This window comes from Bacillus sp. JH7 (genome assembly GCF_001563515.1).
In the GTDB taxonomy this organism is placed as follows: Bacteria; Bacillota; Bacilli; order Bacillales; family Bacillaceae_G; genus Bacillus_A; species Bacillus_A cereus.
The window spans coordinates 83,523-98,201 of sequence record NZ_LPUS01000022.1; the positions used below are offsets into that span (position 1 = coordinate 83,523).

The following is a 14,679-nucleotide window of genomic DNA, read 5'->3' on the forward strand; positions in this document are numbered from 1 at the left end:
AGAAGGAATTACTCTTTCTTATCCTTCTCATCAATCAACGAATCTATTAACTTTTGACTAGCTTCCTCGGGCGTAATCTCATCTGTTATTCCCATAAACGACCAACCTTTAGAATCAACCCACTCAACAAACTCTTGTAAAAATTCATCATGTGTAACATCCACATCAAGAATCGATCCATTAATCGAAATCGTTCTATTTTTAGACACGCGCATCTTGAACGTTTTTCTTACCATTACAACTTTTCTCCCTCTACTTCTGAATATTTATAAAGTGAAACTTTCATCAACCCTCACGAATCGGACTTTTACGGGCATTCCGACCCGAACCTAACTTCTTTACTTTTGTTGAATTTCGAGGTAAGGGATCTTACTGCCCGCAAATAGCGAGATAAAATAATCATGTATCTCTGTTATACATGATTTTCAGTAAATTGTAAAAAGGATATATTGGCCAATTGGTATATTGAAACTGAAAATCTATCATTCTGCAAAAATATCAAATGATATGTAATTGTTCATAAATGACTGAATAGATTCACATAAAAATAAAACAACTTACATTTTACCACACCAAATACAAATGACTTTCTTACAATGGAATGGAGTATACTAGAAGAAAACTTAAAATGAGGAGGAACCTCATGACGCGTTGTACGTATTGTAAAACGAAGTGGACAATAAAAGATGTATGGGCAATACTCGTGACATTTGAAAAGGATTGTCCGTATTGTTTTATGAGACAATATCTATCAAAGAAAACGGTGAACGCTATGCCAGAACTTATAAGCTTACCTTTACATTTCTTACTCCCTTTTCTTGTTGATTTGAGTGCTGAAGGTCCTTTGGATTGGTATCGTAAATAATATAACCACTACATCCAAAGACTACTTTCTACTAAATTCGCTTCTCATCATTATTCCTTCATACATTACTAGCATACTCGCTTATACTTTCCCTTTTGAAGATTCTGTAGCTCAGCAGGAAGAGCGTCCCCTGAACAAGGTTTATCAATTATGACTTTAATAAACGATGATATATGCATACTGTTAAGCATAAAAAATTAGCATTAAGTTCCACTCAAATATTAATTGAAACCCCACACTCCATTTAATCTGTAATCTAGAATACAAGCAGTGTTTTTTATTATGCATTTTTGCATACAGTATTATTTTCTCTTGTAAATAGATAATAATGTTATATAATAAAACTAATGTTTTACCAATAAAAGGTAATAAGGAGTAGTGAAATAAGTAAATAACCAAAGCGTATTAACAGATTTGTTCTATGTAAATCATGATACATATATGGAATCAAAACTATGAAATTTTATGTAGTGATTAGATTACTACAAGATGAAAGATTCATAGCGAATACACTTAAGGAAAAAACGTTCCATTAGATTAATGTGATATCTATCGAACGAATTGAGAATATACTTAGGGGGAATTTCAAGTGAAAACATTTGGTAAAGTATTATTAACTGGCGCATTAGCTTTAGGCGGTTTAACGGTTATGAACATTGAAACACCAAAAGCACATGCTGACGAATGGGATGGTTGTCATTACATTTGTGGTCCTGGTGAAACGGTGAACGGTGTTACAGTTCAGGTACACTCTACACAAGTTACTTTTGGTAACAGCGTAATTGCAAGAATTACAAATGACCGAGCTGAAGAAATTCATTACAATGTCAGCCTTGAAAAGAAATATGGCGATAGATGGGGAGAATTTGAAACCAACTTCCGTTGGCAAAATCAATGGGTCCCAGCTGGAAGCAATGATGAAATTGCAACTTTCACAGGATATGGCGATGATATTTATGAGGATGGAACATATCGTTATAAAGTCGAAATAAAAGGCGCTGACGGTTCTATTGATACAATTTACACAGCAGGAATGACAGTTACAGGACGATAGCTTATGAACAAGCTCCATTATTTATGATTGTATTTTTGAAAATATCATTGATAATTGCGTTGATATTATTATTAAAATAAGCTCTTCGGGGCTTATTTTTTTATACAAAAATTAGAATATGAATATTCAGAAAATTACACCTTTACACCATTAAAGTTTGTTGCTATTATAGGAATACATCAAATGTTACAATACTCAACAAATTGTACAAATTCTCCGATTACACGAATGAAATGAAAATACATTGCTGATGGTAACATTTATAGTTGGGATCCCGTAGCTCAGCAGGGAGAGCGCCACCTTGACAGGGTGGAGGTCGTGAGTTCGAGCCTCTCCGGGGTCATAAAAAAGAGACACCATATCAACCTTCTACGTGATATGGCGTCTCTTTTTTATCTAATTCAATTACTTCCCACCAAACATCTTCTCCAAAGACTTCGCATTTGCAAACAATACTTCTTTCAAGTTATCGTCAGCAACGATTTTATAGTCGCCATCTTTGTCTTTCTTTAAGTTCAATGTAACCTCCCGAGTTGCCATTGCTGCATCTTTATCCGTTAAGTTTTTGATGATAGTTGAGGTCATTGTTTTTTCAATCGCTTTTTCAGATTGTTCTTTGCCTTCGCTAAATGCGCTAGCGAAGGCCATTGGCATAACTTCTCCCACTGCTTTTGTTACAGCAACGGATAGATCAGCAGATGTAATTTTCACTTTCACTTCTGCTTTATCATCCTTTTTCGATACTTCTTCTAGCTTTTCAAATTTAAAGTTCTTTGTAATTGCACTTAGCATTGCTTTTGCCTCAGCATCATCTGTTTTTTCATTTAGTTTATTAAATTCCTTGTCACTCTCAACAAATGTACGAGCCTTTTCTACATCACCTTTTTGTATCGCTGTTAAAAATTCTTCTGTAGTATCTTTCGGATTTGCACACCCTGCTAAAACACCTGCTGTTAATCCTACTACCATCATTAATAGCAATAATCTCTTTATCTTTTGCACGTTCATTCTCCTCTTATCTTTTCTAGTAAGTCAGCATCATACAATATTATGAAACTGACATTACAAACATTTTTTAGTATAGCATTTATATGATTTATTTTCTATTAATTTCCAAAAGATAAAGGGCCTTGCAGCATTCCTACAAGGCCTCTCTTCTATCAATCTGTATCCGTAGCACAAATGAACCACATTTTCTGTTCCCTACTATCTAATACCATCCACATACTCCGATCAAAAATCATAAGCGATAACCAGAGTGATATATTCATAGTAGCAAATAATAAATATAAAATGTAATCTCTCTTTTGTATTGCTCCTCTATTCATCAAAATGTAAGCGGCACCGATAGGAGGAAAAAGACAAATATTTTTCTTAACGACTACGGATGCGGAGTTAGTGTCTGCATATGAACCTCCTTTTCATCATAATACTTGCTTCAACATCGGCCTCACTACCCTATATTCATCACTATAAGCTTCCTTTATGATTAAAGGCGGGTAATCACTTTTTCCTTCCTCAATCATTGTGAATACTTCTGTTTTCTCTTGTAATGTATTAGATTCTCTATTTTTAGTAGGTTTTTTACTTGTTTTAATTTTCTTTGTTACTTCGCCAAGTTTTTGCCCAACTTCTTCTACTTTGGCAGGTTCATTCGTAACATAGTATTCTTGTTCGTCCCATACTAATATAGGTGGCACTTGTTCTCTTTTGTTACATATTATATAAGTAGTACTAGCTACCAGTAGTATACAAGTTAATAAATAGAAGATAGTTCTTTTATTCATATACTACACTCCTTATCTATCATTTCATTGGATTATATAACACAAATTATTTACGGTAAATGGATTTGGTGGTAATTTTTAGGTTTAACAATAAAGAAAAACCTTACCGAAGTAAGGTTCCGTTTTTACATTCTATAGTGACTGATTAATTAATACGATCATTACAATAATTGCTATAAGCATAACAACTAAACAGCCGATTAATTTATAAAATCCTCGCTTCGTTAACGTCCCGCCTTGAACGTCTTTACGAATAAATAAGAATACGGCTAAAAATAATACAAGCCCAATGCCAAAAGCATACATCATTTGCATATGTTAATCTTCCTTTCTCTCCTCCATCTTAATATCTTTTTGCTAAAACAACAAATGAGATAAAGACGGTACTCATTGTAAGTGCCATAAGTATATTCAATAATATAGAAGAAACTTTTTTAAATTTCAGCACGTCTATTTTGAAGCGAAACACGGAACACTGTAAATAACTGTTACTATATCTCCTCACTTCTTTTTTTAAAATTTAATATCTCCATATTTGTTTTATCCTTTTAAAATATTTCATTTATTTCTTTATTTCACGAAATGCGTTATTTGTTTTACGGTGTTTTTCGTCATATTTATAGAAACTAACTGTTTATGGAGCATTTTTTATGTTTAGCAACTTTTTTTGTAGAAATCCTTCACTTTCCTTTCAATATTTAACACTATCTAAATAAAGTTTACGATAAATTCATAATTTTTTATTTTTTATACTATATTCCGTTATATTGTTGTATAATATCTATGAAAGCGCTTATTATTTCAATATACATAATTCAAACTGTTTTTATCAAAACATTCTAACTATTATACCTATATTTAAATGCAACAATTATAGCTATTAGTATAGGCATACCAAATATATCCACCCCATTTTTCTGTAAAATTACTTTATAACATGAAAGATTAACTTGGGTGATAAGTTATTGTGAATGTTTTTTTACAAAACAGATAAGTAATAGTGTTTGGTATTATGTAAATTATTGTAATAACATAAGAGTAAAGAAAAACATTTACATTGATTATTGATTCATTACTTATTGAAAAAGAGCAAAATGCACCTTTGTATGGAAAAGGATTATATGCATTGGGAGGTTTAAACAAATGACGAGGAAGAATACAACGACAAACCCTTGGGCCAAGTTCCACGGTCCGAACCTTGGTTATGTTATTGAGCAGTATGATCTTTACGTAACTGGAGCAGGTTCTGTTGATCCGGAATTACAAGAGCTTTTTGAAATTTTTGGAGCTCCTTCGTTTCAAGATGATGTCGTAACAGGGGACAACACAGCAACACATTTTTCTCCTCAAAACACAGGTAATATTGAAAAAATTCTTAAAGTCGTTCAACTTGTTGAGCAGATTCGTTCTTTCGGGCACACGTTGGCTCACATCAACCCGATGGAAGATGCTGCAAATGGACAATCTCTTCTTGAGAAAGCAATGAGCGAACTGAGCGATGCTGACTTGAAAGCGATTCCAGCGAAAACAGTATGGCCAGATGCACCAGAAGGTATTCACACTGCACTTGATGTAATTCATAGATTAAAAGACGTTTATACAAAATCTTTAGCTTATGAATTTTCTCATATACAAGATAGTGAAGAACGCGCGTGGTTGCATCAAATGGTGGAATCAAATTCATTGCGTCAACCACTATCAAATAAAAAACGAACTGCTCTTTTAAAACGTTTAACAGCTGTTGAAGGTTTCGAGCAATTCTTGCATAAAACATTCGTTGGGCAAAAACGTTTCTCTATCGAGGGCGTTGATATGCTTGTACCTGTTTTAGATGAAATTGTTCTAGAAGGTGCTAAGAACGGCGTAGAGGATGTCATGATTGGTATGGCTCACCGCGGTCGCCTAAGCGTACTTGCTCACGTATTAGAAAAACCATATAGCCACATGTTTGCTGAGTTCAAACATGCAAAAATAGAAGGCGCAGTGGCTAATTCTGGCTGGACTGGCGACGTGAAATACCACCTAGGTAGAGAACAAGTCGTTAGTAACGAAGAAGTTAGCACTCGCGTTACATTAGCAAATAACCCGAGTCATCTTGAGTTCGTGAATCCTGTAGTAGAAGGTTTCGCACGTGCAGCTCAAGAGAATCGTAAAAAATCTGGTCTTCCAGATCAAGATACTTCAAAATCATTCGTAATTTTAGTTCATGGTGATGCTGCATTCCCTGGTCAAGGTATTGTATCTGAGACACTCAACTTAAGCAGATTGAACGCGTACCAAACAGGCGGAACGATTCATGTTATCGCAAACAATGCAGTTGGTTTTACGACTGATAGCTATGATTCTCGTTCTACGAAATATTCAAGTGACCTTGCAAAAGGTTTCGATATTCCGATTGTTCACGTGAACGCTGATGATCCGGAAGCTTGTCTTGCAGCTGCTAACCTTGCGATTCAATATCGCATGTTGTTCAAAAAAGACTTCTTAATCGATTTAATCGGTTACCGCCGCTACGGTCATAACGAAATGGATGACCCGGCAGTTACGCAACCACAAGTGTACAAAAAAATTAAAAACCATCCAACTGTAAGAGCAATTTATGCAGATCAATTACAAGCTGCTGGTGTACTAAATGCAGATGAGGTTGAAACGATTACACAGTTTATACAAGAACAATTAAAGTCTGACTATGCACAAGTACCACCAGCTGATACGAGTGATGCAACAATTCACGTTAAAGTACCAGATGTTGTTGCAAAAGGTATTCAGTCAATTGATACTGGCGTTGAGATTGATTCACTTCGTGCAATTAATGAAGGTCTACTATCTTGGCCAGAAGGCTTTAACGTATATCCGAAAGTGAAGAAAATTCTTGAGCGCCGTAAAGATGCTCTTGAAGAGAACGGCAAAATTGAATGGGCACTTGCTGAATCATTAGCATTCGCTTCTATTTTACAAGAAGGTACGCCAATTCGTTTAACTGGTCAAGATTCACAGCGTGGTACATTCGCACACCGTCATATCGTATTACACGATACTGATACAAATGAAACATATTCACCATTACATCGCTTACCAAACATTAATGCTTCATTCTCTGTTCATAACAGTCCGTTATCAGAGGCTGCTGTTGTTGGTTACGAATATGGTTATAACGTATTCGCTCCAGAAACTCTTGTTATGTGGGAAGCGCAATATGGTGACTTCTCAAATACTGCGCAAGCATTATTTGATCAATATGTTTCAGCAGGAAGAGCAAAATGGGGTCAAAAATCTGGCTTAGTTCTTCTATTACCACACGGTTATGAAGGTCAAGGACCAGAGCACTCTAGTGCACGTCCAGAGCGTTTCTTACAGTTAGCTGCTGAGAATAACTGGACAGTTGCAAACTTAACGAGTGCAGCTCAATACTTCCATATCCTGCGTCGTCAAGCATCTATCTTAGGAACGGAAGCTGTTCGACCATTAGTATTGATGACGCCGAAGAGTTTATTACGTCACCCACTTACGCTTTCAACTGCTAGTCAGTTAAGCGAAGGACGTTTCCAACCTGCTTTAGAACAAGAAAACCTTGGCATGAAACCAAATAAAGTAAAACGTCTTGTTTTAAGCACAGGTAAAATGGCGATTGACTTAGCAGCAGAAATCGAGTCTGGTAAACATGAGTACAACTTAGACGAAGTTCATGTCGTTCGTATTGAGCAATTGTACCCATTCCCTGCTGAGAAAGTTCAATCTATTATTAAACGCTTTAAAAACTTAGAAGAAATCATTTGGGTTCAAGAAGAACCTCGTAATATGGGCGCATGGCATTACATGGCTCCAATTCTGTTCGAACTTGCTGGAGATAAAGTGAAAACAGGCTACATTGGACGTCCTGATCGCTCTAGTCCATCTGGCGGCGATCCATTCGCTCACAAAGCTGAGCAAGAACTAATCGTTGCACATGCTTTAGATGTAAAGTATAACTTCCGTCAAGATAAACAAGAAATTGAAGTTTACAGCAACTAAAAAGTAACAATGAAGCTTTCTTGCTTGTTCCTTGGGCAGATATTCTGCCCAAGGCCAGGCTAACAAATGGAGATTACCGAAGACAAAAGAAGAAAAAACACACCGTTAGGCAAATAAGGGGAGGACATTTAAAATGATCGAAATTAAAGTACCTGAGCTTGCAGAATCTATTACTGAAGGAACTATTTCACAATGGCTTATCAACGTAGGCGACAAAGTTGAGAAAGGTGGCAGCGTTGTTGAGCTTGAAACTGATAAAGTCAATGTAGAAATCATTGCAGAAGATTCAGGTATTGTATCGAAGTTACTAGGCGAACCTGGGGATACAGTTGAAGTTGGCGCAACTATCGCAATTTTAGATGCTAATGGAGCACCAGTTGCAGTAAGTACACCTGCACCAGTGGCTGAGCAACCAAAACAAGAAACGACTGAAGCACCGAAAGCTGCGGCACCAAATGCTGAGCAAACTGCAACACTACAAGGCTTACCAAATACAAACCGTCCTATCGCATCACCAGCTGCTAGAAAAATGGCTCGTGAATTAGGAATCGACTTAAACGACGTACGTAGCACAGATCCACTTGGACGCGTGAGACCACATGATGTACAAGCTCATGCTGCAGCACCAAAAGAAGCACCAGCTGCTCCAAAGAGTCCAGCTCCTGCTCCAGTTGCAAAAACTGAATTCGAAAAACCAGTTGAGCGCGTGAAAATGTCCCGCCGCCGTCAAACAATTGCAAAACGCCTTGTAGAAGTTCAACAAACATCTGCAATGTTAACAACATTTAACGAAGTTGATATGAGTGCGATCATGGAATTACGTAAAGAACGCAAAGATGCTTTCGAGAAAAAACATGATGTACGTCTTGGCTTCATGTCATTCTTCACAAAAGCAGTTGTTGCAGCATTAAAACAATTCCCATTATTAAATGCTGAAATTCAAGGTGACGAGCTTATCATTAAAAAATTCTATGATATCGGTATTGCAGTAGCAGCTCCAGATGGATTAGTTGTTCCAGTTGTACGCGATGCTAACCAATTAAACTTCGCTGAAATTGAAAGTGAAATTCGTGAATTAGGTAAAAAAGCACGTGACAACAAACTTTCATTAAAAGAACTACAAGGTGGTACATTTACAATTACAAACGGTGGTGTGTTCGGTTCTCTAATGTCAACACCGATCCTAAATAGCCCACAAGTTGGTATTTTAGGAATGCATAAAATCCAAGTACGCCCAGTTGCAATTGATAACGAGCGTATGGAAAACCGCCCAATGATGTACATTGCTTTATCTTACGATCACCGTATTGTTGATGGTAAAGAAGCAGTTAGCTTCCTTGTTGCTGTTAAAGATATGCTTGAAGATCCAAAGTCATTATTATTAGAAGGTTGATAGATTAAAAATCTATTAAAGGCTGTAGAATGAATCATTCTACAGCCTTTTTTTATTGTGTTCATACGGGACAAATTTCATGACATAAGGTAATAATGTATGCCTAAACGTAAGGAGGATTAAAATGAATAACCTTCCAATTCATGCAAAACTTAAAGTAAATAAGGATACTTTCTTCCTCCCCGATTCAAACGGGGGTGTCTATTTTCGAAATAACGCCAGTTCATTTCGTATGGACGGTGATGGAATTTATGATTGGATTGAAAAATTAATGCCAATGTTTAACGGGAATTATTCTTTAGCCGAAATAACCGATGGCCTCCCTCTCCCCTATCAAAACCGTGTATTTGAAATTGGAGAGATTTTATATGAAAATGGTTTCGTTCGTGATGCAAATCAAGATGCACCTCATGAATTAAACAGTACATTACTCGACAGATATGCTTCGCAAATTGAATTTTTAGAAGCCGATTCTCATTCAGGTGCTTTAAAATTCGAAACGTACCGCGGAACAAATGTCCTTGTACTTGGTTCTGGGGATATGCTCACTTCCTTAGTTTCTTCTTTATTAGAATCTGGTTTACCTACATTTCATTACCTCGTTACAGATCGGGATGAAACAAACTATGACAGAATACATGAGCTAATAGAACGTGCATATGAAGTTGATAACAGTGTACTCCTTCAAGAAATCGATACTACAATTGACCGTCCCTTGCATGAAGTATTCGAACCTTTTGATTGGATTTTATATGTTTCTCAAAACGGAGACATCGACGGTTTAAAAACAGTTCACACTATTTGTAGAGAAACGAAAAAGAATTTCATACCAGCTATTTGTTTATCAACACTCGGTATAGCTGGACCTGTCGTAACAGAAAATCGTGATGAATGCTGGGAATCCGCATGGCATCGGCTACATGAAACGACTTTGCAAAATGAAAATTCATCGGATTCCTTCTCACCAATTACATCTGCCATGTTAGCAAATGTAATCGTTTTTGAATTGTTTAAACATGTCGCGGATGATTCATATCGTGAAAAAGAATCACAATTCTTTTTATTAAACTATGAAACACTTGAAGGAACGTGGCATCCTTTTATAAAACACCCTCTTGCAACTGATGAAAGTTTTACAATTGATACGATAGAAAATCTTTCTGAAAAACTTGAGCATCGGTATGGCCAACATACTTCAACTGATATATTCCGCTTTTTCGACTCATTAACTTCTAAAGAAACCGGTATATTCCATGTATGGGATGAACAAGATTCATATCAATTACCGTTATCACAATGCTATATTCAAGTAGCCAATCCATTATCAGATGGCCCAGCTCCCCTTCTGCCTCTTATGACTCGCAGTGGATTAACTCATAATGAAGCACGCCGAGAAGCTGGTTTAACAGGAATTGAAACATATGTCGCAGAAATCATTCACCGCCTTATTCCTGAACATAACGATATCGGTATCGGTGCTGGAGAAACGATGACAGAAGGATTTTACCGGGCACTACAACAACATTTAAACAATAAACTGTATGAGCGGCAGTCACATATGCTAGAGGAACTTACAACTGTTGATTTAACTGATATTCAAGATAAACATTGTAAATTTTATTACGATGCTCTCTCTACAATCCATGAAACACCTAAAATCGCAATGAGTGAAGAGATTCTCAGTTTTCCCGTCGTTTGGGTTGGTATAAATGATAGATGGTACGGTGCATCTAATATTAATATGACGTTAGCGTTACGAAACGCACTACAACTATCACTCTTTCACGTTCAAAATGAAGAAATTCCTTACAGAGCTAATATCTTGCCTGAATCCTCTATTATTTTATATGACACGGATTCTTTTAGAGTGGAAATACAAGCGGAAGAAGAAATTCCAAGTGTGCAATCTTTACAGCTTGCCTTACAGCATTTAGAAGAACATAATTTTTATCCCTTCGTGTTCGATTTAGCAATCGAACCATTTTTGAAAGAAAACCTAGACGGTGTGTATGGGGTATTAATTGCAAAGGAGGACGGTTTATGATTCAAAATATATTGCTTATAGGAGATGGCCTTCTTGCAGACTATGTACATGATCAATTATGCAAACAATATTCCATCATTCGTCAGCATACCCTTACAGAAGAACTTCCTGAAAATATTTATCTCGCTCTCGTATTACATGACGGATCTCCTTCTACTATTCATCATGACGCTGAGCTAATTTTTCGGTCAAATCATATTCCATGGCTTCGTGGTTTTACTTCATTTGGCGAAGGTATTATCGGTCCTTACATTCATCCTCTTACGCCCGGATGTTCCCATTGTTCTGATGGACGCCGTTTTATCGCTGGCTTTGATCAAAAAGAAATGTGGGAACTACAGCGGAAATATGCCTTTAAAGCAGATAATGTAACGAGACGTGATGTACGTGCCACCCAAAATGGAATGTTGCAAATGTGTCATCTTATTTGCGCAGAAACAGAAAAAATATTAACTCATAACCATTCTTCTTTAGAAAATGAACTTATTTTACTAAACTTACAAACATTACAATGTACGCGGCATTCTTTTCTTCCAGATCCTCTCTGTCCTGTATGTAGTAATTTACCTGATGATACTGCGGATGCGGCGGAAGTTTCTTTACAACCAAGTTTAAAAGTAAGCACCGAAACGTATCGCTGCCGTTCCATTCATGAATTAAACACATTTTTAACGAGAGACTATTTAGATTATCGGGTCGGTATGTTGAACGGCAAAATGCAGCATTCTTTATTACCATTCGCTGACGTCATTATAAACATGCCATTAATGTTTGGAAATGAAGGTGTTGCAGGCCGAACTCATTCATTTGCAGTGAGTGAAGCAACTGCCATTTTAGAAGGTTTAGAACGATATTGCGGTATGTCGCCTCGTGGAAAAAAAACAAATGTGCACGGTAGTTTTCATGATTTAGAGGAACATGCACTAAATCCCCTCACACTCGGTGTACATACCAATGAACATTATAATCGTGATGGTTTTCCATTTAAACCGTTTGATCCTGATTATGAGCAAAACTGGGTATGGGGATATTCTTTATCACAAAACAGACCGCTTTTAGTTCCTGAATCAATTGCTTATTATAGCCTCGGTCATCGAGATGCTTTCGTGTATGAAACATCAAATGGATGTGCAATTGGCGGTAGTTTAGAAGAAGCGATTTTTCACGGCATTTTAGAAATTGTAGAGCGTGATGCCTTCTTACTCACTTGGTATGCCAAATTACCTCTTCCCCGCCTTGATCTTAGTTCAGCAAATGATACAGAATTACAATTAATGATTCAGCGGTTACGTACGATTACCGGATATGAATTACACGCTTTTAACGCGACGATGGAACACGGCATTCCTAGCTTATGGGTAATTGCAAAAAATACGCGTGAAAATGGAATGAACGTTGTTTGTGCAGGAGGCGCTCATTTAGATCCTATTCGAGCCTTAAAAAGCGCCATTCAAGAAATAGCAGGCATGTTACTTATAACAGACGATGAGCTCGAGCACAAAAGAGAATACTACGAAAAATGCTTACAAGATCCTTATTTTGTTAATAAAATGGAAGACCATAGTATGCTGTATGGATTGAAAGAAACGGAAGAACGTCTTCACTTCCTTTTACGGGAAGATGCACCGGTGCAAACGTTCCAAGAAATGAATGTATCACAATCATTTGATATGGATTTAACATCCGATCTCCACCAACTTTTAAATCGTTTGCATCAATCTAATCTTGAAATAATCGTTGTAGATCAAACCGTTCCCCTCATAGAAAAGAATGGATTACATTGTGTAAAAGTTATTATTCCAGGCATGCTACCGATGACGTTTGGTCACCATCTTACTCGAGTTACAGGACTGGACCGGGTATATACCGTACCGATGACACTTGGATATACAGACGAACCTTTAACGAATGAAAGATTAAATCCACATCCACATCCGTTTCCATAGTAAAGGAGGGATTTCATGCAGCTAGATACTTTTTTACATCATCTCCATTTCTCTATTGACGAAATTATGCCGAATCATGAGGTGGACTGGAAAGACGCACCGCTTCCTTATAAATTATATCGAAATGTTCCTACCATCCCGCTCTCCTTAGAAATCCCATTATCTTTATCGAACTCTTCTACTACACCTACTTTAGATGAGATTGGTCACTACCTTTGGTATTCATTTGGTGTAACACAATTATGTCAGCTAAATAGCGAGAGAAATGTATTACGTAGATCCATTCCTTCAGGCGGTGCCTTATACCCGAATGAATTGTATATCTATTTAAAGATTGACGATTATCCAGACGGCATTTACCATTATGACGCCGCGCATCACCGACTTATTTTACTTCGCGAAGGAAATTTCGATTCTTATTTGGCAGACGCACTCGGTAATCGCTGTAATATACATGATTGTTTCGGTGCTGCATTCGTATCCACTATGTTTTGGAAAAACTTCTTTAAATACAATAACTTTTCATATCGACTTCAAGGATTAGATAGCGGGGTTCTCATTGGACAATTGCTAGAATGTACAAAACAGTTCGGTTATACGAACGGCGTATACTTTCAATTTCTAGACCGTGCACTGAACCATTTACTCGGATTGTCAGAAGGTGAAGAAAGTGTGTATGCCGTTATTCCTTTAAGTACAGAACCAGAAACTAATTGGTTTCACAATAATTACCGTGAAAATAAAATAGTTACTTCTCATGAGTTGTTGCAACAAATTCCGCCGCTCGCACATGAACATTTCGTTCGCTCAAAACATGTAGGTGAATATCCGATGATAACAAAAATAAATGAAGCTTCTATGATCGAATCGACAGCACACTTCCAAACGCTACATCATGAAGAGCACTATCAACATAATACGTACGCTGTACAGCTACCGAAAGTAGAACGGTTATCGTATGATTTCCTACAACTTTGTAAAAAACGATATTCTCCTGATGCGGACTTTATTTTAACGAAATGGGATGCAGCCGAGCTCGCTACTTTACTACAAGAAGCGAGCCTCTCCTTCCCCTATTACAACGACCTTGACGGTAAGTATACAAATGAAAATGCACGCGTCTCCTTATATGGATGTTTTTATAACGTGAAAAATATTGAAAACGGAGCTTACGCTTATAACAGTAAAACACATTCCATACAACCAATTCGATATGGAGACCTTCGCTACCCACTTCAGTCTAGTATGACGATGGATAACGTAAACCTTTTTCAAGTACCACTTTGCTTACATGTAGTCGGAAAGAAAGATTATTATACAAATGCACTAGGCTATAGAGGGTACCGTATTCATCAAATGGAAGCAGGTATACTCGTTCATAAACTCGTTTTTGCAGCGACCGCGATGGGGATGGGCGGGCATCCTTTACTTAGTTTTGATACAAATTCATGTGATCAATTGTACGGAATAGATGCTGGGAATGAAACATCTCTTATTCAAGTTCCAGTCGGGGCATATCGGGCGCGGAATTGGTTAAAAGGGGCTTTGCATAGTTAAAAGCACGCCGATGGACGGCGTG

11 protein-coding genes, 1 tRNA gene and 1 pseudogene are annotated in these 14,679 nt (G+C 37.1%); 8 read left to right on the forward strand and 5 right to left on the reverse strand.

Annotated elements, in window-relative coordinates; genetic code table 11:
- Positions 1–8: 8 nt before the first annotated feature.
- A complete protein-coding gene (locus tag AU379_RS20990; protein ID WP_000251856.1) occupies positions 9–236 on the reverse strand; it encodes a hypothetical protein in 228 nt (75 codons plus the stop codon).
- A gap of 407 nt (positions 237–643) precedes the next feature.
- Here AU379_RS20990 and AU379_RS20995 point away from each other — a divergent pair, with 407 nt between their 5' ends.
- The 3 genes from AU379_RS20995 (at position 644) to AU379_RS21005 (ending at position 2,262) form a co-directional block, all read left to right on the forward strand.
- Entirely contained in the window at positions 644–865 is a 222-nt protein-coding gene (locus AU379_RS20995; RefSeq protein ID WP_000196288.1) for a hypothetical protein, read from the forward strand.
- Positions 866–1,454: 589 nt separating this feature from the next.
- A complete protein-coding gene (locus AU379_RS21000) occupies positions 1,455–1,919 on the forward strand; it encodes a hypothetical protein (protein ID WP_000846655.1) in 465 nt (154 codons plus the stop codon).
- Between the two features lie 270 nt (positions 1,920–2,189).
- Positions 2,190–2,262 (forward strand) — tRNA-Val (locus AU379_RS21005).
- Positions 2,263–2,324: 62 nt separating this feature from the next.
- Here AU379_RS21005 and AU379_RS21010 read toward each other — a convergent pair.
- From AU379_RS21010 to AU379_RS21020, 4 genes and pseudogenes are all read right to left on the reverse strand, one after another.
- Positions 2,325–2,921 (reverse strand): DUF4878 domain-containing protein, encoded by a 597-nt coding sequence (locus tag AU379_RS21010; RefSeq protein WP_061139687.1) that lies wholly within the window; start codon positions 2,919–2,921, stop codon positions 2,325–2,327.
- 139 nt (positions 2,922–3,060) lie between these two features.
- Positions 3,061–3,247: pseudogene (locus AU379_RS31250) on the reverse strand (hypothetical protein).
- 96 nt (positions 3,248–3,343) lie between these two features.
- Complete coding sequence (locus tag AU379_RS21015) at positions 3,344–3,706, reverse strand: hypothetical protein (RefSeq protein WP_061139688.1); 363 nt, start codon at positions 3,704–3,706, stop codon at positions 3,344–3,346.
- 132 nt (positions 3,707–3,838) lie between these two features.
- Positions 3,839–4,021, reverse strand: a complete 183-nt coding sequence (locus tag AU379_RS21020; protein WP_001178294.1) for a DUF3976 domain-containing protein — start codon at positions 4,019–4,021, stop codon at positions 3,839–3,841.
- Positions 4,022–4,849: 828 nt separating this feature from the next.
- Between AU379_RS21020 and odhA the strand changes: the two genes are divergently transcribed.
- The 5 genes from odhA to AU379_RS21045 all read left to right on the forward strand — a co-directional run bounded on the left by odhA (position 4,850) and on the right by AU379_RS21045 (position 14,657).
- Complete coding sequence (gene odhA, locus AU379_RS21025) at positions 4,850–7,717, forward strand: 2-oxoglutarate dehydrogenase E1 component (RefSeq protein ID WP_044795471.1); 2,868 nt, start codon at positions 4,850–4,852, stop codon at positions 7,715–7,717.
- Positions 7,718–7,850: 133 nt separating this feature from the next.
- Entirely contained in the window at positions 7,851–9,110 is a 1,260-nt protein-coding gene (gene odhB / locus AU379_RS21030) for a 2-oxoglutarate dehydrogenase complex dihydrolipoyllysine-residue succinyltransferase (RefSeq protein ID WP_000569926.1), read from the forward strand.
- 124 nt (positions 9,111–9,234) lie between these two features.
- Positions 9,235–11,154, forward strand: a complete 1,920-nt coding sequence (locus tag AU379_RS21035) for a putative thiazole-containing bacteriocin maturation protein (RefSeq protein ID WP_061139689.1) — start codon at positions 9,235–9,237, stop codon at positions 11,152–11,154.
- Positions 11,151–13,100 carry a TOMM precursor leader peptide-binding protein gene (locus AU379_RS21040; protein WP_061139690.1) on the forward strand — a complete coding sequence of 650 codons (1,950 nt, stop codon included), beginning with the start codon at positions 11,151–11,153 and terminating at the stop codon, positions 13,098–13,100. The genes AU379_RS21035 and AU379_RS21040 overlap by 4 nt, the downstream gene beginning before the upstream one ends.
- Positions 13,101–13,115: 15 nt before the next feature.
- Positions 13,116–14,657 carry a SagB family peptide dehydrogenase gene (locus tag AU379_RS21045; protein WP_001175540.1) on the forward strand — a complete coding sequence of 514 codons (1,542 nt, stop codon included), beginning with the start codon at positions 13,116–13,118 and terminating at the stop codon, positions 14,655–14,657.
- Positions 14,658–14,679: the final 22 nt, after the last annotated feature.